Raw genomic sequence first — 25,326 nt, forward strand, 5'->3', positions numbered from 1 at the left:
CGATGACGAAATCAGCGGGCGATGATCAGCGGATGCCCGCGCTCCGGGTGCGGTTGCACCAGCACTTCCAGACCGAAAACCGCCTTCAGCGATTCCGGGCGCAACACCTGTTGCGGCGTATCCAGCGCCACCGGGCGCCCGCCCTCCAGCAGCAGGATGCGATCACAATAGCGCGCCGCCAGATTCAGATCATGCAGGATCACCAGCACCGCCGCGCCACGATCGGCAAACTCGCGCACCGCTTGCAGCGTCGTATGTTGATGCAACGGATCGAGCATTGAGGTCGGCTCATCGAGCAGCAACGTCTGCCCCGCCTGACCCGGCCAGAGTTGCGCCAGCACCCGCGCCAGATGCACCCGCTGACGCTCGCCGCCGGACAGCGCCAGATAACTGCGGCCACTAAGATGCCCGGCATCGGCCGCCAATAACGCGGCAGCGACGATCTCGTCATCGCGCACCCGCCCGCTCTGGTAAGGCAGACGCCCCATGCCGACCACTTCTTCAACACGAAAGGCGAAATCCAAGGTCGACACCTGCGGCAACACCGCCAGCCGCTGGGCGCGCTGAGTGCCGCTCCAATGACTCAAGGCCTCTCCGTCCAGCAGCACTTCCCCCTCGTGCGCGCTCAACTCACCGCACAACGCACCGAGCAAGGTACTTTTGCCGGCGCCATTCGGCCCCAGCACGCCAAGCACTTCGCCCGGTTCGAGTTGCAGGCTGACATCGGCCAGAACGGACTTGCGGCCACGGCGGATGTGCAGATTGTGCGCACGCAGCATCAGGCACGCCCTCGCAGCAGCAGATAAAGGAAGAACGGCGCACCGATGAACGCGGTGACGATGCCGATCGGCAGCTCCGCCGGTGCCAGTGCCAGCCGCGCCACCAGATCCGCCAGCAACAACAGACTCGCCCCGGCCAGCACCGATGCCGGCAGCAATACCCGATGATCCGGCCCCGCGAGCAAGCGCACCAGATGCGGCACCACCAGCCCGACAAAACCGATCATGCCCGCCGCTGCCACCGCCGCGCCGACGCCCAGCGCCGTGCAGAACACCAGCTCACGCTTGAGCCGTTCGACATCGATCCCCAGATGCCCGGCTTCCGATTCGCCGAGCAGCAACGCATTTAGCGCCTTCGCCCGACGCGGAAGCCACAGTGCAACACCGGCGGTGATGATCAGCAGCGGCCACAACCGCGCATAGCTCGCGCCGTTAAGGCTGCCCAGGTTCCAGAACGTCAACGTGCGCAATGTCGCGTCATCCGCCAGATAGGTAAACAGCCCCACCGCCGAGCTGGCCAGTGCCGTCAGGGCAATACCCGCCAACAGCATGGTCGCCACATTGGTCTGCCCATTACGGCGGCCGAGCCGATAAACCAGCGCCGTCACACCCAGACCACCGAGAAACGCACACACCGACAGCAGGTAAGGCCCGAACCACTCGGGCAGTCCGCCAAAAAACGAACCGCCGACAATCGCCACCGCCGCGCCCAACGCCGCGCCACTGGACACGCCAACCAACCCTGGATCCGCCAGTGGATTACGAAACAGCCCCTGCATCGCCACCCCGGACAGCGCCAGCACGCCACCGACGGCCAGCCCGAGCAACGTACGCGGCAGACGAATCTGCCCGAGAATCAGTTCAGCCTGTTCCAGCCCGTCCGGCGCCAGCGGCACACCGATCATGCGCAGTGCTGCGCGCAAGGTATCGAACAACGGCAGACTGACCGGTCCCAGCGCCAGCGACAGCCAGATCGCCAGCAGACACAGCAGGATCAGGCCGATAAACAAGCCACGGGGTTTGACCAGCGTGGTCATTGGCCGCTCTTGGCCGGGTAGAAACCGTCAGACAGGGCCTTCAGCGCTGCCGGCAAACGCGGCCCGAGCCCGCCCACCAGCAGCGTCGGGTCCAGCTCCAGCACACGTCCGGTCTTGGCCGCACGGCTGGAATTGAGGATCGGGTTTTCCTTAAATAGAGCCGCTTTCGCCGCCTCACCAGTTAGCGCACGGTCAGCGAACACCAGCACTTCAGGATCGAGACTGGCCAGGGATTCCACGGAAAACGGTTTGTAACCGGTGTGGGTCGCAAGGTTATGCCCGCCCGCCTGCTGCAGCAGCCAGTCGGCGGCGGTGTCCTTGCCGGCGATCAGCGGTTTGCCGCCGGCATGTCCAAGCAGCAACAGCACGCCCGGCGCTTTCTGTTTAGTCTGCGCTTCAGCTACACGGGCCTTTTGCGCATCGAGGTGCTGTTGATAACTTTGCAGCAATTGCGCGGCCTGGCTTTCAGCGCCCAGCAACCGTCCCAGATGGGTAACGTTTTTTTCCAATGTCGGCAGATCCGGCTGAGCCGAAAACAGTTCCACCTGCACCTTGGCACTGCGAACTTGCGAAATCACTGGCGGCGGGCCCATTTCTTCGGTGCCGATCAGGATGTCCGGGCGCAGGCTGAGAATGCCTTCGGCCGACAGGCTGCGCTGATAGCCGATGCTCGGCAGCGACTTGAGAGACTCGGGATGCTGGCTGGTGGTGTCGACGCCTACCAGTTTGGCCTCGCCACCCAGCGCACTCACCCACTCCGACAACGCGCCGCCGGCGCTGACCCAACGTTGCGGCAACTCGGCCGCTGCAGCCTGGTGGCTGACCAAAAGTCCGACACACAGCACGGCAACGCGGGTACTCAGGCGCATAGACAGCTTCCTTGAAATGTTTTCCCGGACATCGGGACGGCAGGCCAAGTATCCTCGGCAGCGGTCACCTCGCCACGGGTGAAGGCGGCCATTTGATAATTGTTTGCATTTGAACGTCAAGCTCGGACATATCCGGACACGAGCCGACATTTGAGGATAGCCATGAAGTTTCTTTGCGCGGGTGCCGATCTGGTTGAGGACGGCAGTCGCGGTTTCGATATCGACGGGAAAAAACTGTTCGCCGTGCGCCGCGCGGGGCAGGCTTATGTCTACCTCAATCGCTGCCCGCATCGGGGCGTCGGACTGGAATGGCAGCCCGACCAGTTTCTCGACCCAAGCAACAGCCTGATCCAGTGCGCCACCCACGGCGCACTGTTTCTGATCGAAGACGGTGAATGCGTCGCCGGCCCGTGCGCCGGGCAATCGCTGACGGCCATCCCTTGCCGTGAAGACGCGCAAGGGCTGTGGATCGATGTTTAACCGTTGAGCAGCACGTCCAGGCGCCGGTCGATCACCATCTCTTCATGGCTCAAACGCACGCCGTACGCCAGGACTTCGACCCCGCACGCCACCGCCTCGCGCAGCGCAGCGGCGTAGGCCGAGTCGATTTCCTCGGCCGGACGCACTGCTTCAATGCCGGAGAGATTGACGCAGTACAACTGGACCGCGCGAATCCCGTCCCTGGCCAGATGCGCCAGCTCACGCAAATGCTTGGCGCCGCGATCGGTCACTGCATCGGGAAATGCCGCGACCGCCGTGCCGTCGAAACCCAGCGTGACACTTTTCACTTCCACATACGCCGGGCCCGTCGGGTAGTCGAGGCGAAAATCGATCCGGCTCTTTTCCTGCCCGTACGCCACCTCACGTTTGAGCCCGGTAAACCCGCTCAATTCGCTGATGACACCGGCCTGCAAGGCATCTTCGACCAGTGCATTGGCGCGTCCGGTGTTCACGCAAAACAGCCGGCCCTGCGGGGTTTCACCGACTTCCCAAGTACCGGGCAGTTTGCGTTTCGGATCTGTGGAGCGACTGAACCAGACCTGCCCGCCCTCGACCTGGCAATTGAGCATCGAGCCGGTGTTCGGGCAATGAATGGTCAGCAACTCGCCGCCAACGGTTTCGATATCGGCGAGAAAACGCTTGTAACGCCGGATCAACCGGCCTTCTTCGAGCGGAGGATGAAAGCGCATCAGCCTTGCCAGCTCTTCAAGCCACGGGCAATACGCTCTACCGCTTCCTGTAGGCGTGGGAGGTTTTGCGTGTAAGCAAAGCGCACATGATGACCGGCCTGATAGCGACCGAAATCCAGCCCCGGCGTGAAGGCTACATGCTCGGTTTCGAGGAAATGCCGGCAGAACGCGAAGGCATCGCCGCCGAACTGGCTGATACCGGCATACAAATAGAACGCGCCTTCCGGCTCTACGGCAATGTCGAAGCCCAGCTCCCGCAATGCCGGCAGCAGGAAGTCACGGCGACGGCCGAATTCGGCGCGGCGCTCTTCGAGAATCGCGATGGTGTCCGGCTCGAAACAGGCCAGCGCCGCATGTTGGGCCATGCTTGGCGCACTGATATAGAGGTTCTGCGCGAGCTTTTCCAGCTCACTGACCGCTGCGTCCGGCGCCACCAGCCAGCCGAGGCGCCACCCGGTCATGCCGAAATATTTGGAGAAACTGTTGAGGACAAAGGCGCTGTCGTCCACTTCCAGCACACTCGCGGCGTCGGTGCCGTAAGTCAGGCCGTGATAGATCTCGTCCACCACCAGATGCCCCTGACGGGCCTTGATGGCTGTGGATAACCCGGCCAGCTCATCGCGGGTCAGAATCGTACCGGTCGGGTTGGCCGGCGAGGCGACCAGCGCACCGACGCTGTCGTGGTCCCAGTGGCGCGCCACAAGGTCCGGCGTCAGTTGATAACGCACGTCCGGGCCCACCGGCACAAGCTGCGCCGCGCCTTCAACCAATCGCAGAAAGTGTCGGTTGCAGGGATAGCCGGGGTCGGCCAGCAGCCAGTGCTTGCCCGGATCCACCAGCAACGCACTGGCCAGCAGCAACGCCCCGGAACCGCCGGGGGTGATGAGAATCCGTCGAGGATCGATGTTCAGGCCGTAGCGCGTCTGATAGAAGCCGGAAATCGCCTCACGCAGTTCGGGAATGCCACGGGCTGCGGTGTAACGGGTTTTCCCGGCTGTCAGGGCTTGCTGGCCGGCGCGGATGATCGGTTCGGCGGTAGTGAAGTCCGGTTCGCCGATTTCCAGGTGGATCACGTCGTGGCCGGCGGCCTGCAATTCATTGGCCCGCGCCAGCAACGCCATGACATGGAACGGTTCGATCGCACGACTGCGCGCACTGTAGGGCTGAGCCATTGGCCTTCCTTCAACGGGGGAAAAGAAACGATTCTACCCATCTGCCGGAACGAGCGAGAACCCGCAGCGGTCACAGCCTCAAGAACACTGGACTGTAACGACCCGCGCGTACGCTCCAGGATTGACTAAAATCAGTGATTGAGCAGGTTTGCAGCACCGCCGGACATGGCTTGGCAAACATTTGCAAGTCCCCTCGGCCACGCGCTCGACATCCGGGAGTAGCGCGGGTCGAATTGATCTGGTAAGTTCGCCCGCTTGCAGCCGCAGGGCCGGCAGGTGTCGGTGATGGAGCAATCCTGCGCAATGGATTACAAGAGTAGAGGCGGTCCATTTCATGCCCACCCAAGCAAAGCAACAGGCAAGTCAGACACTCAGCGGTTTCGAACCTTACGTCCCTAAAGAGGGCGAAGAGTACATGGGCGCGCCTATGCGTGCGCATTTCACCAAGATCCTGACCAAGTGGAAACTCGACTTGATGCAGGAAGTCGACCGCACTGTTGATCACATGAAAGACGAAGCGGCCAACTTTCCTGATCCGGCCGACCGTGCCAGTCAGGAAGAAGAGTTCGCCCTCGAGCTGCGCGCCCGCGACCGCGAGCGCAAACTGATCAAGAAGATCGACAAGACCCTGCAGTTGATCGAAGACGAAGAGTACGGCTGGTGTGATTCCTGCGGTATCGAGATCGGCGTCAAGCGCCTCGAGGCCCGTCCGACAGCCGACATGTGTGTCGACTGCAAGAACCTGGCGGAAATCAAGGAAAAGCAGGTCGGCAAATAATCCCGGCCTGAACGAAAAACGGAGCGTGCGAACGCTCCGTTTTTGTTTCTGCCGTTTTTTGACTCTCAAGTAACATCGCCCTCATGACTGCCAACACCTCCCCCGCCTATATTGGCCGCTTTGCCCCGACCCCCAGCGGGCACCTGCACTTCGGTTCGCTGGTTGCCGCCCTGGCCTCTTATCTGGACGCACGCTCGGTGGGCGGTCGCTGGCTGGTGCGCATGGAGGATCTCGATCCGCCCCGGGAAGAGCCGGGCGCGCAAGCGGCGATTCTCAAGGCGCTGGAAAGCTATGGCTTCGAATGGGACGGCGAGATGGTTCGCCAGAGCGATCGGCACGAGGCCTACGCGCAAGTGCTCGACAGCCTGTTCAATCACGGCCTCGCCTACGCCTGCACCTGCTCGCGCAAACAATTGGAGCCATACCACGGCATTTATCCGGGACTGTGCCGCAATGCCGGCCATGGCCAGGAAGACGCGGCGATTCGCCTGCGCGTGCCGGAGTTGGAATACCACTTCATCGACCGGGTGCAGGGCGAATACCGCCAGCATCTGGGCCGTGACGTGGGAGATTTCGTGATCCGCCGCCGCGACGGCCTCTACGCCTACCAACTGGCGGTGGTTCTGGACGACGCCTGGCAGGGCATCACCGACATCGTGCGCGGTGCCGATCTGCTCGACTCCACACCGCGCCAGCTCTACCTGCAGGAATTGCTGGGCCTGCGCCAACCGCGCTATCTGCATCTGCCACTGATTACCCAGCCGGACGGCAACAAGCTCGGCAAGTCCTATCGCTCGCCACCACTGGAAGCCGATCAGGCCACGCCATTGTTGCTGCGGGCCCTGCGCGCACTGGGGCAAGACCCGGGGCCCGAACTGGCCCACGCCACGCCGCAAGAACTGTTGAACTGGGGCTGCGTCCACTGGGATGCCTTGAAAATCCCGCGCACACTGACCCTGCCCGAAGCGCAACTGCTGTGACGACACTTGCAGTGGCGCGCCCATCCGTTACCATCGCCGCACGTTTTCGGGCACGCGCATAAAAAAGAGAGGCCGGGATGTACATCTATCGCTTGGTCCTGCTTCTGGTCGTGGGGATCTACCTGTTTTCTCCCGCCATCATGGATTGGTGGATCGACGCTACGGGCGCCTGGTATCGCCCTTATCTGCTCTGGCTGATCCTGATTGTCGTGACCTTCATCCTGCAGAGCCAAAAAGATGCCGATGAGCTTTAGCCTGACCCAGATGCTGCTGATCAGCGCCGCCTACCTGGCCGCGTTGTTCGGCGTGGCCTGGATCAGTGAACGGGGCATGATCCCGCGGGCGATCATTCGCCATCCGTTGACCTACACCCTGTCGCTGGGGGTCTACGCCAGTGCGTGGGCGTTCTACGGCACGGTGGGTCTGGCCTATCAGTACGGCTACGGCTTTCTGTCCAGTTATCTCGGGGTCTCCGGCGCGTTTCTGCTGGCGCCGGTGCTGCTGTATCCGATCCTCAAGATCACCCGCACTTATCAACTGTCGTCGCTGGCAGACCTGTTCGCCTTCCGCTTTCGCAGCACCTGGGCCGGTGCGCTGACCACGATTTTCATGCTGATCGGCGTATTGCCGCTGCTGGCGTTGCAGATCCAGGCCGTGGCCGATTCCATCGGCATCCTCACCGGCGAACCAGTGCAAAATCGCGTAGCCCTGGCGTTCTGTGCGCTGATCATTCTGTTCACGATCTTCTTCGGTTCCCGTCATATCGCCACACGTGAAAAGCACGAAGGGCTGGTATTCGCGATTGCCTTCGAATCAGTGATCAAACTGGCAGCCCTCGGCGGCGTCGGCCTCTACGCGCTATACGGCGTGTTCGACGGCCCGCAGCAACTTGAACTGTGGCTGCTGCAGAACCAGACCGCCCTCGCCGCCCTGCACACCCCGTTGCAGGAAGGCCCGTGGCGCACGTTGCTGCTGGTGTTTTTCGCCTCGGCGATCGTGATGCCGCACATGTATCACATGACCTTCACCGAAAACCTCAACCCGCGCTCGCTGGTCAGCGCGAGCTGGGGCCTGCCGCTGTTCCTGCTGTTGATGAGCCTGGCTGTGCCGCTGATTCTCTGGGCCGGCCTGAAACTCGGCGCCACCACCAATCCGGAATACTTCACCCTCGGTATCGGCATCGCCGCCAACAGCAAGTCGCTGGCGTTGCTGGCGTATGTCGGCGGTCTGTCGGCGGCCAGCGGTCTGATCATCGTCACCACGCTGGCGCTGTCGGGCATGGCCCTGAACCATCTGGTGCTGCCGCTCTATCAGCCACCGGCCGAGGGCAATATCTATCGCTGGTTGAAATGGACCCGCCGGGCGCTGATCGTCGCAATCATCATGGCCGGCTTTTGCTTCTATCTGATGCTCGGCGCCGAGCAGGATCTGGCCAACCTCGGCATCGTCGCCTTCGTTGCGACCCTGCAATTCCTGCCAGGTGTGCTGTCGGTGCTGTACTGGCCGACCGCCAATCGCCGGGGTTTCATCGCCGGTCTGCTGGCGGGGATTGTGGTGTGGGTCGTGACAATGCTGTTGCCGCTGGTCGGCAATCTGCAGGGTTTCTATATTCCGCTGCTGAACATGATCTACGTGCTGGACGACACCAGTTGGCACATGGCGGCCATCGCCTCGCTGGCGGCCAACGTCCTGATGTTCACGCTGATTTCGCTGTTCACCAATGCCAGCCCCGAAGAGGCCAGCGCCGCCGAAGCCTGCGCGGTGGACAACGTACGTCGCCCACAACGCCGCGAATTGCACGCAGCCTCGCCGCAGGAATTCGCCACGCAACTGGCCAAGCCGCTGGGCGCCAAGGCTGCGCAGAAAGAAGTCGAACAGGCCCTGCGCGACCTTTATCTGCCCTTCGACGAGCGCCGCCCTTATGCCCTGCGCCGCTTGCGTGACCGGATCGAAGCCAACCTGTCCGGGCTGATGGGTCCGAGCGTCGCCCAGGACATGGTGGAAACCTTCCTGCCGTACAAGGCCGGCGGCGAAAACTACGTCACCGAAGACATCCACTTCATTGAAAGCCGCCTCGAGGATTACCACTCGCGTCTGACCGGGCTGGCCGCCGAACTCGATGCCCTGCGCCGTTACCACCGCCAGACCCTGCAGGAACTGCCGATGGGCGTCTGCTCGCTGGCCAAGGATCAGGAGATCCTGATGTGGAACAAGGCCATGGAAGAACTGACCGGGATTGCCGCGCAACGGGTGGTCGGCTCGCGCCTGAGCACCATCGCCAATCCGTGGAAAGATCTGCTGCAAGGCTTCATCCACCTGCCCGACGAGCACTTGCACAAGCAGCACCTGGCCCTCGACGGCCAGACTCGCTGGCTGAACCTGCACAAAGCAGCGATCGACGAGCCTCTCGCGCCGGGCAACAGTGGCCTGGTGCTGCTGGTGGAAGACCTGACCGAAACCCAGATGCTCGAAGACAAACTGGTGCATTCCGAGCGCCTGGCCAGCATCGGCCGACTTGCAGCGGGTGTGGCCCACGAAATCGGCAACCCGATCACCGGCATCGCTTGCCTTGCGCAAAACCTTCGCGAAGAACGCGAAGAAGACGGCGAACTGACGGAAATCAGCGGCCAGATCCTCGAGCAGACCAAACGCGTGTCACGCATCGTCCAGTCGTTGATGAGTTTCGCCCACGCCGGCAGCCATCAACACAGTGACGAGCCCGTCTGTCTGGCGGAAGTGGCCCAGGACGCCATCGGCCTGCTGGCCCTGAACCGGCGCAATTTCGAAGTCCAGTTCTACAACCTGTGCGATCCGGATCACTGGGTCGAAGGCGACCCGCAGCGGCTCGCCCAGGTGCTGATCAATCTGCTTTCCAACGCCCGTGACGCCTCGCCTGCGGGCAGTGCGGTGCGGGTCAAGAGCGAAGCCGGCGAACACACGGTCGATCTGATCGTCGAAGACGAAGGCAGCGGTATTCCATCGAGCATCATGGACAGATTGTTCGAACCCTTCTTCACCACCAAGGATCCTGGCGAAGGCACCGGTCTGGGCCTTGCACTGGTCTATTCCATCGTTGAAGAGCATTATGGACAAATCACCATCGACAGCCCGGCTGATGTTCAGAGCCAGCGCGGCACCCGTATCCGGGTGACATTGCCGCGCCATGTCGAAGCGACGTCCGCTGTGAACTGAGACCGTCGAGAGTATCGAATCAATGCCGCACATTTTGATCGTCGAAGACGAAACCATTATCCGCTCCGCCTTGCGCCGCCTGCTGGAACGCAACCAGTACCAGGTCAGCGAAGCCGGTTCAGTGCAGGAAGCACAAGAACGCTTCAGTATTCCCACATTCGATCTGATCGTCAGCGACCTGCGTCTGCCGGGCGCTCCGGGTACCGAGCTGATCAAGCTCGGCCAGGGCACGCCGGTTTTGATCATGACCAGCTACGCCAGCCTGCGCTCGGCGGTCGACTCGATGAAGATGGGCGCGGTGGATTACATCGCCAAGCCTTTCGACCACGATGAAATGCTTCAGGCTGTCGCGCGGATCCTGCGCGATCGCCAGTCGGCGCCTGCCGTCGGCGAAGCAGCTCTCGCCAAATCGGCCAATGGCAGCGGCAAATCCGCGATCGATAACAGCAATGGCGAAATCGGCATCATCGGCTCGTGTCCGCCGATGCAGGATCTTTACGGCAAGATCCGTAAAGTCGCCCCGACCGATTCCAACGTGCTGATCCAGGGCGAGTCCGGTACCGGTAAAGAACTGGTGGCCCGCGCCCTGCACAACCTGTCGAAACGTGCCAAGGCGCCGATGATCTCGGTGAACTGCGCCGCCATCCCGGAAAGCCTGATCGAGTCCGAACTGTTCGGCCACGAGAAAGGCGCGTTCACCGGTGCCAGCGCCGGTCGCGCCGGTCTGGTGGAAGCGGCGGACGGCGGCACGCTGTTCCTCGACGAAATTGGCGAGTTGCCACTGGAAGCCCAGGCTCGTTTGCTGCGCGTATTGCAGGAAGGCGAGATTCGCCGTGTTGGCTCGGTGCAGTCGCAGAAGGTCGATGTCCGATTGATCGCCGCGACCCACCGGGACCTCAAGAGCCTGGCGAAAATCGGCCAGTTCCGTGAAGACTTGTACTACCGCCTCCACGTGATCGCATTGAAACTGCCGGCCCTGCGCGAGCGTGGCGCCGACGTCAACGAAATCGCCAATGCATTCCTTGCTCGTCAGAGCGCCCGCATCAACCGCACCGACCTGAAATTTGCCGCCGATGCCGAACAGGCGATCCGGCACTATTCCTGGCCGGGTAACGTGCGGGAGCTGGAAAACGCCGTCGAGCGCGCGGTGATTCTGAGCGAAAGCCCGGAAATCTCTGCCGACCTGCTGGGTATCGACATCGAGCTGGGCGATCTGGAGGACGACGAATTCATCGGCCTGCCGGCGCAAACGGCCGGTAACGCCAGCAACAGCAGCCACGAGCCGACCGAAGACCTGTCACTGGAAGACTACTTCCAGCATTTCGTACTCGAGCATCAGGACCACATGACCGAGACCGAACTGGCGCGCAAACTGGGCGTCAGCCGCAAATGCCTGTGGGAACGCCGTCAGCGTCTGGGCATTCCACGGCGCAAGACCGGGGTCGCCAGCGAGAGCTGAACGTTACCTGTCGAGTGTGCGGGCTACCGTTGAAGAGGTGAAAAAACTGTTACCTCAGTCTTTTCACGTAACAGAAGCCGGGGTTATCGGTAACGAAACCCCGGCTTTTTTTCGACCTGCGAAAACGGTTATATCGACCTAACCCCTTGTTTTATTGGGGTTCTCAAAAGTTGGCACGGCACCTGCTATATGTTTGGTACAAGAACAATAACAAGCAATGCACAAGACAATAAAAATAAGACGAATCGACTCACGCACAATAAAAACAAGACGGCGAGAGGCGCAGCTAACTGATTCTTTTGGAGAGGCGTTGTATTTGGGGCTAGCCCCACGACCAGGCCGAGAACAACAAAAACTGTCTTAAGACAGAGCCTGTACTGGTTGGATCGCAAGATCACTGCAACACAGCGACCAAAGCAATCCGTTTGCTCTTGGCTCCCGATTGGGAGGGTCATGAAGGAAAAGCTTCATGGCGAGGGCACTCAACAAAAACAAGAAGCCCGAATCAATAATAAAAAGAGCACGCAACTACTTCTTGGGGAGCTTCGGCTCCCCTTGTAGTTTCTCCTTTCTGGCAAATCCCCCCTTCTGACGCATCTCCACCCCCTCTAGCCTGCGGCTTGCAGCGCAAAACGGCAGCGTCCTACACCATCCCTCGACTAAATGCTAGAATCCCGGCCCATCATGCGGTCATTCTCTGGTATGGCCGAACATTCCTTCAAACAGTGCATCCCATGCTGAAGAAGCTGTTCCAGTCATTCCGAACTCCCCTGCGTCGTACGCAACACATCCGTAGCACGCCTGAAGTCCTCAACAGCGGCCAACACTCGCTGCAGAAGGCGCAATTCAGCCGTTACGCGGTCAACATCGTCGAACGTCTGCAGGGCGCCGGCTACCAGGCCTACCTGGTTGGCGGTTGCGTGCGAGACATGCTGCTGGGCATCACGCCCAAAGACTTCGACGTCGCCACCAGCGCCACCCCCGAGCAGGTTCGCGCCGAATTCCGCAATGCGCGGATCATCGGCCGCCGGTTCAAGCTGGTACACATCCATTTCGGTCGCGAAATCATTGAAGTCGCGACCTTCCGCGCCAATCACCCGCAAAACGAAGACGACGAAGACAGCAACCAGTCTTCGCGCAACGAGAGCGGGCGCATTCTGCGTGACAACGTTTACGGCACCCTGGAAGAAGACGCGCAACGCCGCGACTTCACCATCAACGCCCTGTATTACGATCCGGTCAGCGAGCGCATCCTCGACTACGCCAACGGCGTACACGACATCCGCAATCACCTGATCCGTCTGATCGGCGACCCGAAGCAGCGTTACCAGGAAGACCCGGTGCGGATGCTGCGGGCCGTGCGTTTCGCCGCCAAGCTGAACTTCGGTATCGAGAAGCACACCGTCCAGCCAATCCGCGAACTGGCGCCGATGCTGCGCGAGATTCCGTCGGCCCGCCTGTTCGAGGAAGTGCTCAAGCTGTTCCTCTCCGGTCATGGCGCGATCACGTTCGAGATGCTGGTCGACCTGCAACTGTTCGCGCCGCTGTTCCCGGCCAGTGCCGATGCGCTGGAACACAACCCGGAATATACCCACACGCTGATCAGCGAAGCACTGACCAACACCGACCTGCGGATCAAGCAGAACAAACCGGTAACCCCGGCGTTCCTGTTTGCTGCCCTGCTGTGGCCTGCCCTGCCGGCCCGAGTGCTACGTCTGCAAGAGCGCGGCATGCCGCCAATTCCAGCCATGCAGGAAGGCGCTCACGAACTGATCGCCGAACAGTGCCAGCGCATCGCGATTCCAAAACGCTTCACCATGCCGATCCGCGAGATCTGGGACATGCAGGAACGCCTGCCACGCCGCAGCGGCAAACGCGCCGACCTGCTGCTGGACAATCCGCGCTTCCGCGCCGGCTACGACTTCCTCCTGCTGCGTGAAAGCGCTGGCGAGCAGACCGATGGCCTGGGTGAATGGTGGACCGATTATCAGGACGCCAACGACAGCGAACGTCGCGACATGATCCGCGACCTCAGTGGCAAGGGTGATGACGCCAGTGGCGCACCGCGCAAGCGTCGCCGCAGCAGCGGCTCCAAACGCAAACGCGCTGGCGCACCGAGCGCCACGGGCGAATAAGGCATGGAACGCATCTACATCGGCATGGGCAGCAACCTGGCTGACCCGGCCGAACAACTGCGCAGCGCGGTCGACGCGCTGGGGCAATTGCCCGAGACCGAACTGGTCGGCGTATCTGCCTTCTACCAAAGCGACTCGCTGCTGCCGGGCCAACCGCGTTACACCAACGCGGTTGCCGCGCTCGACAGCGCGCTCGCCCCGCTTGATCTGCTCGATGCCTTGCAGGCGATCGAAAACGATCAGGGCCGCGAACGCCTTGAGCGCTGGGGCCCACGCACGCTGGATCTGGACATTCTGCTGTTCGGTGATCGCCTGATCGACGAGCCGCGCCTGAAAGTCCCGCATTACCACATGCAGGAACGCGCGTTCGTTCTCTATCCCCTGGCCGAACTGGCGCCCGAAGATCTGCGTCTGGCTGATGGCCGCACCCTTGCCGATCTTCTCGCAGCCTGCCCGTTCGTCGGCCTCGAGCGCCTCTCCCACGCCTGACACAAACCGCTGATGCGGGAGCCAACCGGCTCCCGCATTTTGCGTTCTTGTAGGACAAAAACCCCGCAGATCAGGCCCGCCGGCCCGCTGAATCGCATCAGTAACGCCGGTAACACTCCCCTCGTAACAATGCGGTAACACATGCAATTGACTTCCTGAGGCCTCATCACGACTATAGGCGTCCCGCTGCCGCCAACCCGGCATACAAGGGCGCAATCCAGGCCTTATAAGCACGACAAAAGAGCGTGCGCCTGAATAGATGACGAATCACGCGCGTTACTCGCAGTAGTTTCCAAAGCGCCTGAACGAGGATTTCTTACATGCCAGCCATCACCCTGACCACGCTCCAGAGCCTCAAGCAGAAAGGTGAAAAGATCACCATGCTGACCTGCTATGACGCGACCTTCGCCCACGCCTGCAACGAGGCCGGTGTCGAAGTGCTGCTGGTGGGCGACTCCCTCGGCATGGTCCTGCAGGGTCACGACAGCACCCTGCCCGTGACCACCGCAGAAATGGCCTACCACGTTGCCAGCGTCAAACGCGGCAACTCTGATGCCTTGATCCTGGCCGACCTGCCGTTCATGGCCAACGCCACCCTCGAGCAAACCATGACCAACAGCGCCCTGCTGATGCAGGCCGGCGCGCACATGGTCAAGGTCGAAGGCGCCTTGTGGCTGGCGGATTCGATCCGCCTGCTGGCCGAACGCGGTGTGCCGGTCTGCGCCCACATGGGCCTGACCCCGCAAGCCGTGAACATTCTCGGTGGTTATAAAGTGCAAGGTCGCAACGAGAACCAGGCACGCCAGATGCGCGCCGACGCGATCTCGCTGGAACAGGCCGGTGCAGCCATGCTGCTGCTCGAATGCGTGCCGAGCGAACTGGCGGCTGAAATCAGCCAGGCCGTGAAAATCCCGGTGATTGGCATTGGCGCCGGTTCGAATACCGACGGTCAGGTCTTGGTGCTGCACGACATGCTCGGCCTGTCGATCAGCGGCCGTGTGCCGAAATTCGTGAAGAACTTCATGCAGGGTCAGGACAGCATCCAGTCCGCGCTGAAGGCTTACGTCAGTGAAGTCAAAGCCACCACTTTCCCCGGGATCGAACACGGATTCTCTGCATGAACACCGTCAAAACCGTACGTGAACTGCGCGCCGCCGTGGCGCGCGCCCGCAGTGAAGGCAAGCGCATCGGCTTCGTGCCGACCATGGGCAACCTGCACAGCGGCCACATTGCCCTGATCACCAAGGCCACCCAGCGCGTGGACTTCGTGGTCGCGAGCATTTTCGTCAACCCGCTGCAGTTCGGCGCCGGCGAAGACCTCGACAAATACCCGCGCACCCTGGCGGCGGATCAGGAAAAACTGCTGGAAGCCGGCTGCGATCTGCTGTTCGCCCCGACCGTCGAGGAAATGTACCCCGACGGCATGGCCGGGCAGACCCGGGTCAGCGTGCCGCAACTGTCCGAAGGCCTGTGCGGCGCCAGCCGTCCGGGGCACTTCGAAGGCGTGGCGACGGTGGTCAGCAAGCTGTTCAACATGGTCCAGCCGGACCTGGCGATCTTCGGCCAGAAAGACTTCCAGCAACTGGCGGTGATCCGCGCGCTGGTGCATGACCTGAACATGCCGATCCAGATCATTGGCGAGCCGACCGTACGCGCCGCCGACGGTCTGGCGCTGTCGTCGCGCAACGGTTTCCTCAGTGAAGAACAGCGCGCTGTGGCGCCGGTGGTCTATCGCACCCTGAGCAGCATTGCCGAGTCGATCAAGCAAGGTGAACGCGACTTCCCTGCCCTGATCCAGGCGCAACGCCAGCAACTGGAAGCCGCCGGCCTGCGTCCGGACTACCTGGAAATCCGCCACGCCCTGACCCTGCGCCCGGCAACGGCCGAGGATCGTGATCTGGTGATTCTGATCGCGGCCTTCCTCGGCACCACCCGGTTGATCGACAACCTGCACCTGAATCTCGATACCCCCGCCTGAACACCGGCAAACGCTGTGGGAGCAACCCCGCTCCCACAGCGTCTGCACGCGCTTCCAGACCGTATTGCTGAGCACCTGCCCATCGGGCAAACTTCCTGCCGTTCGACGCCACGCGATAAGCAGGGACTTGCTCGCATTACTCGCCGTCTGTCGGCCCCGTCTGTTATCAATGTTAAAAAAGTACCGAAAACAGGTCAGACAAAGCCAAGACAGATCGCGGCGCTGGGTTTACTGTATTCGCCCTGCGCCCAAGTAATCGTGTCGACGCAGTTGCCCCCTCGCCCAAACATGGTGGGGAGGTCTTTTCAGAGTTCAAAAGGCCGTTCAAGTAAAAAGGAAAACCGCAGCGATGGCGTACTACCGCACTCCTCATGACGTTACCGCTCTGCCTGCCTGGCAAGCGTTGAAAGATCACCGCCAAGCCATGCAGGATTTCAGCATGCGCGAAGCCTTCAACGCCGATCCGCAGCGCTTCAATCAGTTCACCCTCAGCAGCTGCGGACTGTTTCTCGACTATTCGAAGAATCTGATCAACGCCGAGACCCGCAATCTGCTGGTGGGTCTGGCCAACGAAGTCGATCTCAAGGGCGCGATCAAGGCGCTGTTCGACGGCGAAATCGTCAACTCCTCCGAAGGCCGCCCGGCGCTGCACACCGCCCTGCGTCGCCCGGTCGGCGACAAGCTGTCGGTCAACGGCGTCAACGTGATGCCTGAAGTACACAAGGTCCTGAACCAGATCACCGATCTCGTGGGCCGCATCCACGACGGTCTGTGGCGCGGTTACACCGAGAAGCCGATCACCGACGTGGTGAACATCGGCATCGGCGGCTCGTTCCTCGGCCCCGAGCTGGTCTCCGAAGCCCTGCTGTCCTACGCCCAGAAAGGCGTGCGTTGCCATTACCTGGCAAACATCGACGGCAGCGAATTCCACGAGCTGACGCAAAAACTGCGCGCCGAGACCACGCTGTTCATCGTTTCGTCGAAATCGTTCAACACCCTCGAAACCCTGAAAAATGCCCAGGCCGCACGCGCCTGGTACCTGGCCCAGGGTGGTTCGGAAGCCGAGCTGTATCGCCACTTCATCGCCGTATCGAGCAACAATGCCGCCGCCGTGGCCTTCGGTATCCGCGAAGAAAACATCTTCCCGATGTGGGACTGGGTCGGCGGTCGTTACTCGCTGTGGTCGGCCATCGGCCTGCCAATCGCGCTGGCCATCGGCATGTCCAACTTCAAGGAACTGCTGTCCGGTGCCTACACCATGGACCAGCATTTCCAGAGCGCGCCGTTCGAACAGAACATGCCGGTGCTGCTGGCCCTGCTCGGCGTGTGGTACGGCAACTTCTGGGGCGCGCAAAGCCACGCGATCCTGCCGTACGACCACTACCTGCGTAATATCACCAAGCACTTGCAACAGCTGGACATGGAATCCAACGGCAAGAGCGTGCGTCAGGACGGCACCCCGGTGTCGACCGACACTGGCCCGGTGATCTGGGGCGGCGTCGGTTGCAACGGTCAGCACGCTTATCACCAGTTGCTGCACCAAGGGACCCAACTGATCCCGGCCGACTTCATCGTGCCGATCGTCAGCTTCAACCCGGTCTCCGACCACCATCAGTGGCTGTACGCCAACTGCCTGTCGCAGAGCCAGGCGCTGATGCTCGGCAAGACCCTGCCGGAAGCCGAAGCGGAACTGCGCGACAAGGGCATGAGCGAAGACCAGGTGCAGAAACTCGCACCGCACAAGGTGATCCCGGGCAACCGTCCGAGCAACACCCTGGTGGTCGAGCGCATCAGCCCGCGTCGTCTCGGCGCACTGGTGGCGATGTACGAACACAAAGTCTTCGTGCAAAGCGTGGTCTGGGGCATCAACGCCTTCGACCAGTGGGGCGTGGAGCTGGGCAAGGAACTGGGCAAAGGCGTCTATAACCGCCTGGTCGGCAGCGAAGAAACCGCCGCTGAGGACCCGTCCACCCAAGGCCTGATCAACTACTTCCGCGGCCGTCACCGCGGCTGATCCAGCCCTGAACACACCCCCTCGCCATGAGGGGGTGTTTGTTTACAGGTATTGAACCCTCTCCGCTCTCGGCGCATCTTTATCCTTGTCGCACAACAAGAATAAGGAACCGTCATGTTCGATATCAGCACGTTCCCCAAAGCCGATGCCGTCCGCCGGGCTGCACAGTTGAGTCAGGACGACTACCAGCGCCTGTACCGCGAATCCATTGAACACCCCAGCACCTTCTGGGCCGAACAGGCCACCCGCTTCCTCGACTGGAGCACGCCGTGGCAGACCGTCCAGCGCTATGACCTGAAGACCGGCGACGCCGCCTGGTTTGCCGGTGGCAAGCTGAACGTCAGCTACAACTGCATCGACCGCCATCTGGAAACGCGCGGCGATCAGACTGCCATCCTCTGGGAAGGCGACGACCCTGCCGAATCGACGCAAATCACCTACAGCAAACTCCATCACCACGTCTGCCGCCTGGCCAACGTGCTGAAAAGCCGTGGCGTGAAAAAAGGCGACCGGGTGTGCATCTACATGCCGATGATCCCCGAAGCGGCCTACGCCATGCTCGCCTGCGCGCGGATCGGCGCGATTCACTCGGTAGTGTTTGGCGGCTTCTCTCCGGATTCCCTGCGCGACCGCATTCTCGACGCCGACTGCCGCACCGTGATCACCGCCGACGAGGGCGTGCGCGGTGGCAAATTCGTGCCGCTGAAACAGAACGTCGACAAAGCCCTGCAGAGTTGTCCGAATGTCAGCACCGTCGTGGTGGTCGAGCGTACCCAGAACAAAGTCGACTGGGTCGAAGGTCGCGACCTCTGGTATCACCAGGCCGTGCGCGACGTCAGCGACGATTGCCCGCCAGAACCGATGGACGCCGAAGACCCGCTGTTCATCCTCTACACCTCCGGCAGCACCGGCAAACCCAAGGGCGTGTTGCACACCACCGGCGGTTACCTGCTGCAAGCGGCGATGACCTTCAAGTACGTCCTCGATTACCGCGACGGCGAAGTGTTCTGGTGCACCGCCGACGTCGGCTGGGTCACCGGCCACAGCTATATCGTGTACGGCCCGCTGGCCAATGGCGCCACCACCCTGATCTTCGAAGGCGTGCCGAGCTACCCGAGCACTTCGCGGTTCTGGCAGGTAATCGACAAACACAAGGTCAACATCTTCTACACCGCCCCCACCGCCCTGCGCGCATTGATGCGTGAAGGCGCCGGGCCCTTGCAGGAAACTTCGCGACAAAGCCTCAGATTGCTCGGCAGTGTCGGTGAGCCGATCAACCCGGAAGCGTGGGAATGGTATTTCAACGTCGTAGGCGAACAGCGCTGCCCGATTGTCGATACGTGGTGGCAGACCGAAACCGGCGGCATCATGCTCAGCCCGCTGGTCAGCGCCCAGCGGATCAAACCGGGCTGCGCCACCCAGCCGATGTTCGGCGTGCAACCGGTGCTGCTCGATGAGCACGGCAAGGAGATCAAGGGCGCCGGCAGTGGCGTGCTGGCGATCAAGTCGAGCTGGCCGGCGCAGATTCGCAGCGTCTACGGCGATCCGCAGCGCATGGTCGACACCTACTTCAAGCCCTATCCCGGTTACTACTTCACCGGCGACGGCGCCCGCCGCGACGAGGACGGCGATTACTGGATCACCGGGCGCATCGATGACGTGATCAATGTCTCCGGCCATCGCATCGGTACCGCCGAGGTGGAAAGTGCGTTGGTGCTGCACGACAGCATTGCAGAGGCCGCCGTGGTCGGTTATCCCCACGACGTCAAAGGTCAGGGGATTTATGCATTCGTCACACCGATGAATGGCACCGAGCCCAACGATGAACTGAAGAAAGAACTGCTGGCCCACGTCAGCAAGGAAATCGGCAGCTTCGCCAAACCGGACCTGATCCAGTGGGCCCCGGCCCTGCCGAAAACCCGCTCGGGCAAGATCATGCGGCGGATCCTGCGCAAGATCGCCTGCAACGAACTCGACAGCCTTGGCGACACTTCGACTCTGGCGGATCCGAGCGTGGTGCAGGGCTTGATCGATAAACGCCTGAACCAGTAAGGCCGCAAAAGCATCGCGAGCAGGCTCGCTCCCACAAGGACTTATGATCGTCTGTGGGAGCGAGCCTGCTCGCGATGGGAACCCCTCGATTGCCTGCCAAACTGCTAAACTCCCGCGCCCCGATTCCCTCCAGCAAGGCGCCCGCATGTCTTCCTTGAACCTGGCGCTGCGCGCCGCCCTCGACCAACGCCAGGATCTGCTCGCCGAGCTGCACCGCCAGGGCACCGACTGCTATCGGCTGTTCCACGGCAGCCAGGAGGGTGCCGGCGGCCTGACCATCGACCGCTACGGCCCGCAACTGATGGTGCAAAGTTTCCACCAGACCCTGGCACGCGAAGACCTGCTGCAACTGCACACCATGGTCAACCAGACTCTGGGCCTTGAAACCCTGCTGGTCTACAACGACCGCTCCCGTGGCAACTCGCGAATCGACCGTGAAGACAGCGTCTACCGCGCCGACGACGCCGCGCTGGCCGATCTGGTCGGCCACGAATGGGGCCTGAATTATCGTGTGCGCGGACGCCATGCCGGACAGGATCCGCTGCTGTTCCTCGACCTGCGCAACACCCGCGGCTGGGTCAAGGATCACGCCAAGGGCAAAAGCGTGCTCAACCTGTTTGCCTACACCTGCGGCGTCGGCCTCAGCGCAGCAGCAGGCGGTGCACGTGAGGTGTGCAACCTGGATTTCGCCGAGGGCAATCTGGCGGTGGGGCGCGAGAACGGTCAGCTCAATCCGCAACTGCCGACCATGGAATTCATCCAGTCCGACTACTTCCCGGCGATCCGCCAACTCGCCGGCCTGCCGATCAGTCAGCGTCGCGGGCAGAAACTGCCGAGCTATCAGCGCCTGGAACAGCGCCAGTACGATCTGGTGCTCCTCGACCCGCCCGCGTGGGCCAAGAGCGCGTTCGGCACCGTCGACCTGCTGCGCGATTATCAAAGCCTGCTCAAGCCGGCCCTGCTGACCACCGCCGAAAATGGTGTGCTGATCTGCTGCAACAATCTGGCGAAAGTCAGCATGGACGACTGGCGCGAACAAGTGCTGCGCTGCGCCGAAAAAGCCGGGCGGCCGGTGCGTGAATGGAGCGTGATGACTCCGGGCCAGGACTTCCCGTCGATGGATCAACAACCGCCGTTGAAGACGCTGATTCTGCAGCTCTGATCTTTACCCCTGCAGGAGCAGCCTTCGGAAGCTCCTACAGAAATTGCAGACAAATCTGAACAATCCTGTCTCGTGCGATGTACTTCGGAACCGGAATCGCGTGCCATACTCCAAGGCACTCCGATTCAGACAGATGAAGCCGCACATGCCCAAAGGATTGATTCGCGCGATTGGCGCCCTGTTGACTGCCCTGGCCCTCTACAGCCTGCTGGGGTTCCTGATTTTGCCGGGCATTGCGCTCAGGGTGGTGAATCAGCAACTGGCCAACTACGCCACGGTGCCGGCGCATCTGCAGCGCATCGAACTCAACCCGTTCAGCCTTGAACTCACACTGTGGGGCCTGGTGATCGGCGAGCCGGGCAAGGAACAGGTCGGCTTCGAACGTCTGTACGCCAACCTGCAACTCGACAGTCTGTGGACCAAAGCCCTGCATCTGTCCGACATCGAACTGGAAAAATCCAAAACCGAGATCCTGTTCGCCAAGGATGGTCAGCTCAACCTGCTCGGCCTGTTCAAGCTCCCCGCCAGCGAGCCCACCCCGGCCGATCCCGACGCCAAACCGTTTCCGCTGCGCATCGACCGCATCCAGCTGGCCGGCGGCAACCTGCATTTCGTGGATGCGCGCCCCAGCGAACCGATCGAATTTCTCTACGACAAGCTCGACTTCGAGCTGAAAAACCTCAGCACACTGCCCGAAGACAACGCCGACATGACCCTCGTCGCGATCGGCCCGGCCGGTGGGCAGATCGACTGGAAAGGCAACTTCAGCCTGATCCCGATCGCTTCCGAAGGCACCCTCAAGATCACCGATGGCAAGATGAAAGCCTTCTGGCCTTACGTGCGCGACGCCGTGCCACTGGTGCTGGAAGAGGGTGTCGTCAGCCTGAGCACCGACTACAAGCTCAACCTGTCCAAGGAAACCGAACTGCTGCTGAGCAACGTCGCGGTCAACATCGCGCCGTTCGCGATCAAGGCGCCGGACGGACGTCAGCTGGCGAAACTCGAGCGCCTCGACGTCAGCGACACCACGGTGGACCTGGCCAAGCAGCAAGTGGTGGTCGGCAAGATCCGCAGTCAGAAACTGGAAACCTGGGCGGCGCTGGAAGCGGACGGCCAACTGGACTGGCAAAAACTGTTCGCCAGCCAGCCATCGAAACCCGCTGCCAAAGCTGCAGCGGAGCCGAAAAGCACCCCGGCGGCCGCCGACTCGCCGAAACCTGAACCGACCGCGCCGAGCAAACCGTGGCAAGTGTTGATCAAGGACGTGCAACTGCGTGACTACAAAGTGCATCTGGCCGACCGTTCGGCGAAGCCGGAAGTCACCCTGGACGTCACCCCGCTGAACGTCGATCTGCAAAACTTCGACAGCCTCAACGGCTCGCCTTTCAACCTCAAACTCGATACCGGTCTGGGCAAGCAAGGCAAGATCAGCGCCGACGGCGTGGTCAATCTGGCCCCGGTCAGCGCGCAGCTCAACGTGAAAACCCAGGACATCGACCTGCGGGTCGCGCAGTCCTACATCAACCCGTTCATTCGTCTCGAACTGCGCAGCGGCATGCTCGGCAGCGACCTGAAAGTGAACCTGAAAAGCACTGACCCGCTGGCCCTCAGCGTCACCGGTCGTGCTCAGGTCGATCAGTTGCACACCCTCGACACCCTGAAAACCCGCGACTTCCTCAAATGGCAGCAGGTGGTGGTCGAAGGCCTGAACTATCAGCACGGCGACAGCCTGTCGATCGACAGGGTCAACCTGTTCCAGCCGTATGCGCGGTTCATGATCAACGATGATCGCACCACCAACATTGACGACCTGCTCATTCCGCAGCCGGCCGATTCCGGGGCGAAGACCGCCGCGGCGAAACCGGCGAGCAATGACAAACCGCTGGGTATTCACATCGGCGGCATCGCGATCAACGACGGCTCGGCCAACTTCGCCGACTTCAGCCTGACCCCCAACTTCGCCACCGCGATCCAGCAGCTCAACGGCCAGATCGGCACCATCGACAGCCGTCAGGCGAAACCGGCCAGCGTCGACATCAAGGGCAAGGTCGACCGCTATGCGCCGGTGACCATCAAGGGCGCGGTCAACCCGTTCGACCCGATGGCCAGTCTCGACATCGCCACCAGTTTCAAACGCGTCGAACTGACCACCCTGACTCCCTACTCCGGCAAGTTCGCCGGCTACCGGATCCGCAAGGGCCGGCTCAACCTCGATTTGCATTACCTGATCACCAAAGGCCAGCTCAAGGCCGAGAACAAAGTGGTGGTCGAGCAGCTGCAACTGGGTGAGAAAGTCGACAGCCCGGACGCCGTGAGCCTGCCGTTGAAATTGGCGATCGCCCTGCTCAAGGATGTCGACGGCAAGATCTCCATCGAGCTGCCGGTGACCGGCGACCTGAACAACCCGCAATTCAGCGTGATGCCGATTGTCTGGCAGACCCTGCGCAACCTGATCGTCAAGGCTGCCGCCGCGCCGTTCAAGCTGATTGGCGGTCTGGTCAGCGGTGGTGGTTCCGAAGACCTCGGCACCGTGTCCTTCGCGCCGGGTTCCAGCGACCTGAGCAAAGACGCCGAAGCGGCGCTGGTGAAGCTGTCGCAAGCGCTGAAGGAGCGTCCGGCCCTGCGCCTGGAAATCGAAGGCACCGCGGCAAAAAGCAGCGACGGTCCGTTGCTCGCAGAACAGCGCCTGGAACGTGAATACCAGTACAACTACTACAAGATGCTCCAGCGCCGGGGCGACAAGGTGCCGGCTCAGGCTTCGCTGATTCAGGTACCGGATAACGAAAAAGGCCCGCTGCTTGAGGGCATCTATCGCACCCGTCTGAAAACCCAGCCACCGGCCGAATGGAAGGATCTGGGCAAGGAAGAACGCACGGCGAAAATGCGTGCCGACGTGATCAAGTTCTGGAGCTCCAGCGACGTGCTGTTGCGCCAGCTCGGTCAGGACCGTGCAAGCAGCATCAAGGACTACCTGGTGGATAAAGGCCAACTGGCCGACGATCGCGTGTACTTCATCGACGCCAATCTCGGCGAAGCGGAGAGCGACGGGCGAGTGGTGACGCAAATGCATCTGGATGCCGAGTGATGAACCGAAACTGGCTGGCTGCAATGGGGCTGGCATTGATCGCCAGCCAGGCTGCGGCGTCCGATACCCTGCGCTGCGGCAGCCAACTCGTCAGCCTTGGCGACCGCGCCAGCGAGGTGCTGCAAAAATGTGGTGAGCCGGTTGGTCGCGATCTGCTCGGTTACAAACGCAGCGCCAACCGTCGTGAAGAGTTTCAGGTCGAGGAATGGACCTACGGCCCGAGCAACGGCATGTATCAATACCTGCGCTTTGAAGGCAATCGCCTGAAGCAGATCAACAGCAAACGCGGCAATTGACCTTCCCCGCCTTTTCCGGCCCCTGAATAGAACAGGCCCCGACACATGTGCCGGGGCCTGTAATGGCCACATTCCGTGTGGCCGGTCGCATGAACTCTAAAGTGCGGCAGACGTATTGCTCGGCCCGCCTGTCGCGTCTTCTCCCGGTTCAGGCGAGAAGTCTTGCCTTACTCGGCTTTCAGGCCGTCAGCGGAGACCGCTTTCACGCCTTTGATTTTCTTGGTGATGTTCACTGCGGTGGTTTTCTGAGCCTCGGTGATAGCGACGTCAGAAGACAGGGAAACCACACCTTTGTTGGTTTCGACTTTGATGTCGGTACCAGGAATGCCTTTTTCGGTTACCAGGTCGCTTTTGACTTTGGTAGTGATCCAGGTATCGGAAGTAGCTTCTTTAGCCTTGGTGACTTCACCGGCAGCCAAAGTCATTGGAGCCTGAGTGGTCTGGGTCGATTGAGCAAATGCACCGGAAGCCATGGTCAGGGTCAGCGCGGTAGCAGCAGCGGCAGTGATAGCGAACTTCTTCATACGAGTAACTCCTGTTTTTCTGGAAAGTCTGCTGCGTGTCTTGTCAGCAGGGTTACCGTAGATATTGCGAACGTTGTGCCAACTTTTAAAATCTTAATAATCCCTTATAAATCAACAACTTAAAAACTATGAATA

General features: G+C 61.4%; 21 protein-coding genes. 15 read left to right on the top strand and 6 right to left on the bottom strand.

Going from position 1 to position 25,326, the window contains the following annotated elements; all coding sequences use genetic code 11:
• Positions 1-11 precede the first annotated feature (11 nt).
• From C1X29_RS25120 to C1X29_RS25130, 3 genes are read right to left on the bottom strand one after another with little or no spacing between them, the layout of a single operon-like run.
• On the bottom strand, positions 12-779 hold the full coding sequence (locus C1X29_RS25120) for a heme ABC transporter ATP-binding protein (protein ID WP_102718626.1): 768 nt from the start codon (positions 777-779) through the stop codon (positions 12-14).
• The gene (locus C1X29_RS25125) at positions 779-1,762 is read right to left on the bottom strand and encodes an iron ABC transporter permease (protein ID WP_170928972.1); all 984 of its coding nucleotides are present in this window, start codon (positions 1,760-1,762) and stop codon (positions 779-781) included. The genes C1X29_RS25120 and C1X29_RS25125 overlap by 1 nt, the downstream gene beginning before the upstream one ends.
• A 50-nt stretch (positions 1,763-1,812) precedes the next feature.
• Positions 1,813-2,685, bottom strand: a complete 873-nt coding sequence (locus tag C1X29_RS25130; protein ID WP_102718627.1) for a hemin ABC transporter substrate-binding protein — start codon at positions 2,683-2,685, stop codon at positions 1,813-1,815.
• A 162-nt stretch (positions 2,686-2,847) separates the two neighbouring features.
• On the opposite strand from C1X29_RS25130, the gene C1X29_RS25135 reads away from it, so the two are divergent.
• Positions 2,848-3,165 (top strand): Rieske (2Fe-2S) protein, encoded by a 318-nt coding sequence (locus tag C1X29_RS25135; RefSeq protein WP_085747750.1) that lies wholly within the window; start codon positions 2,848-2,850, stop codon positions 3,163-3,165.
• On the opposite strand, the gene sfsA is transcribed toward C1X29_RS25135, so the two are convergent.
• Together sfsA and C1X29_RS25145 are read right to left on the bottom strand one after the other, a co-directional pair.
• Positions 3,162-3,875, bottom strand: coding sequence for a DNA/RNA nuclease SfsA (sfsA, locus tag C1X29_RS25140; RefSeq protein ID WP_102686298.1), 714 nt, complete (start codon positions 3,873-3,875; stop codon positions 3,162-3,164). The two genes, C1X29_RS25135 and sfsA, sit on opposite strands and share 4 nt — an antisense overlap.
• Positions 3,875-5,047 (bottom strand): pyridoxal phosphate-dependent aminotransferase, encoded by a 1,173-nt coding sequence (locus C1X29_RS25145; protein ID WP_102718628.1) that lies wholly within the window; start codon positions 5,045-5,047, stop codon positions 3,875-3,877. The genes sfsA and C1X29_RS25145 overlap by 1 nt, the downstream gene beginning before the upstream one ends.
• Positions 5,048-5,381: 334 nt before the next feature.
• On the opposite strand from C1X29_RS25145, the gene dksA reads away from it, so the two are divergent.
• The 14 genes from dksA (at position 5,382) to C1X29_RS25215 (ending at position 24,667) form a co-directional block, all read left to right on the top strand.
• Positions 5,382-5,825, top strand: coding sequence for an RNA polymerase-binding protein DksA (gene dksA / locus C1X29_RS25150; RefSeq protein WP_039771633.1), 444 nt, complete (start codon positions 5,382-5,384; stop codon positions 5,823-5,825).
• A gap of 83 nt (positions 5,826-5,908) precedes the next feature.
• On the top strand, positions 5,909-6,805 hold the full coding sequence (gluQRS, locus tag C1X29_RS25155) for a tRNA glutamyl-Q(34) synthetase GluQRS (RefSeq protein ID WP_102718629.1): 897 nt from the start codon (positions 5,909-5,911) through the stop codon (positions 6,803-6,805).
• A 77-nt stretch (positions 6,806-6,882) separates the two neighbouring features.
• Positions 6,883-7,059 carry a hypothetical protein gene (locus C1X29_RS25160; RefSeq protein WP_003176118.1) on the top strand — a complete coding sequence of 59 codons (177 nt, stop codon included), beginning with the start codon at positions 6,883-6,885 and terminating at the stop codon, positions 7,057-7,059.
• On the top strand, positions 7,043-9,997 hold the full coding sequence (locus tag C1X29_RS25165) for a sensor histidine kinase (protein ID WP_007959612.1): 2,955 nt from the start codon (positions 7,043-7,045) through the stop codon (positions 9,995-9,997). Before C1X29_RS25160 ends, C1X29_RS25165 begins: the two co-directional genes overlap by 17 nt.
• A gap of 22 nt (positions 9,998-10,019) precedes the next feature.
• The gene (locus C1X29_RS25170; RefSeq protein ID WP_102718630.1) at positions 10,020-11,456 is read left to right on the top strand and encodes a sigma-54 dependent transcriptional regulator; all 1,437 of its coding nucleotides are present in this window, start codon (positions 10,020-10,022) and stop codon (positions 11,454-11,456) included.
• Between the two features lie 734 nt (positions 11,457-12,190).
• A complete protein-coding gene (locus tag C1X29_RS25175; protein WP_007959609.1) occupies positions 12,191-13,591 on the top strand; it encodes a polynucleotide adenylyltransferase PcnB in 1,401 nt (466 codons plus the stop codon).
• Positions 13,592-13,594: 3 nt separating this feature from the next.
• The gene (folK, locus tag C1X29_RS25180) at positions 13,595-14,080 is read left to right on the top strand and encodes a 2-amino-4-hydroxy-6-hydroxymethyldihydropteridine diphosphokinase (protein WP_102686300.1); all 486 of its coding nucleotides are present in this window, start codon (positions 13,595-13,597) and stop codon (positions 14,078-14,080) included.
• Positions 14,081-14,400: 320 nt separating this feature from the next.
• Positions 14,401-15,201 carry a 3-methyl-2-oxobutanoate hydroxymethyltransferase gene (gene panB, locus C1X29_RS25185; protein WP_102718631.1) on the top strand — a complete coding sequence of 267 codons (801 nt, stop codon included), beginning with the start codon at positions 14,401-14,403 and terminating at the stop codon, positions 15,199-15,201.
• Positions 15,198-16,058, top strand: coding sequence for a pantoate--beta-alanine ligase (gene panC, locus C1X29_RS25190; protein WP_102718632.1), 861 nt, complete (start codon positions 15,198-15,200; stop codon positions 16,056-16,058). The genes panB and panC overlap by 4 nt, the downstream gene beginning before the upstream one ends.
• A gap of 349 nt (positions 16,059-16,407) precedes the next feature.
• A complete protein-coding gene (gene pgi / locus C1X29_RS25195) occupies positions 16,408-18,072 on the top strand; it encodes a glucose-6-phosphate isomerase (RefSeq protein ID WP_007959603.1) in 1,665 nt (554 codons plus the stop codon).
• A 114-nt stretch (positions 18,073-18,186) separates the two neighbouring features.
• Entirely contained in the window at positions 18,187-20,124 is a 1,938-nt protein-coding gene (acs, locus tag C1X29_RS25200) for an acetate--CoA ligase (RefSeq protein WP_102686301.1), read from the top strand.
• A 145-nt stretch (positions 20,125-20,269) separates the two neighbouring features.
• Positions 20,270-21,286, top strand: coding sequence for a class I SAM-dependent rRNA methyltransferase (locus C1X29_RS25205; RefSeq protein WP_102686302.1), 1,017 nt, complete (start codon positions 20,270-20,272; stop codon positions 21,284-21,286).
• Between the two features lie 133 nt (positions 21,287-21,419).
• Positions 21,420-24,371 (top strand): DUF748 domain-containing protein, encoded by a 2,952-nt coding sequence (locus tag C1X29_RS25210; RefSeq protein ID WP_102686303.1) that lies wholly within the window; start codon positions 21,420-21,422, stop codon positions 24,369-24,371.
• Positions 24,371-24,667 carry a DUF2845 domain-containing protein gene (locus C1X29_RS25215; RefSeq protein ID WP_102686304.1) on the top strand — a complete coding sequence of 99 codons (297 nt, stop codon included), beginning with the start codon at positions 24,371-24,373 and terminating at the stop codon, positions 24,665-24,667. The genes C1X29_RS25210 and C1X29_RS25215 overlap by 1 nt, the downstream gene beginning before the upstream one ends.
• Before the next feature lie 167 nt (positions 24,668-24,834).
• Here the strand turns inward: C1X29_RS25215 and C1X29_RS25220 are convergent, their stop codons facing one another.
• Positions 24,835-25,191 carry a BON domain-containing protein gene (locus C1X29_RS25220; protein WP_011335977.1) on the bottom strand — a complete coding sequence of 119 codons (357 nt, stop codon included), beginning with the start codon at positions 25,189-25,191 and terminating at the stop codon, positions 24,835-24,837.
• Between the last annotated feature and the right edge of the window lie 135 nt (positions 25,192-25,326).

Origin of the sequence: Pseudomonas sp. GW456-12-10-14-LB2 (assembly GCF_002884345.1) — a bacterium.
Classification (GTDB): Bacteria; Pseudomonadota; Gammaproteobacteria; order Pseudomonadales; family Pseudomonadaceae; genus Aquipseudomonas; species Aquipseudomonas paraglycinae.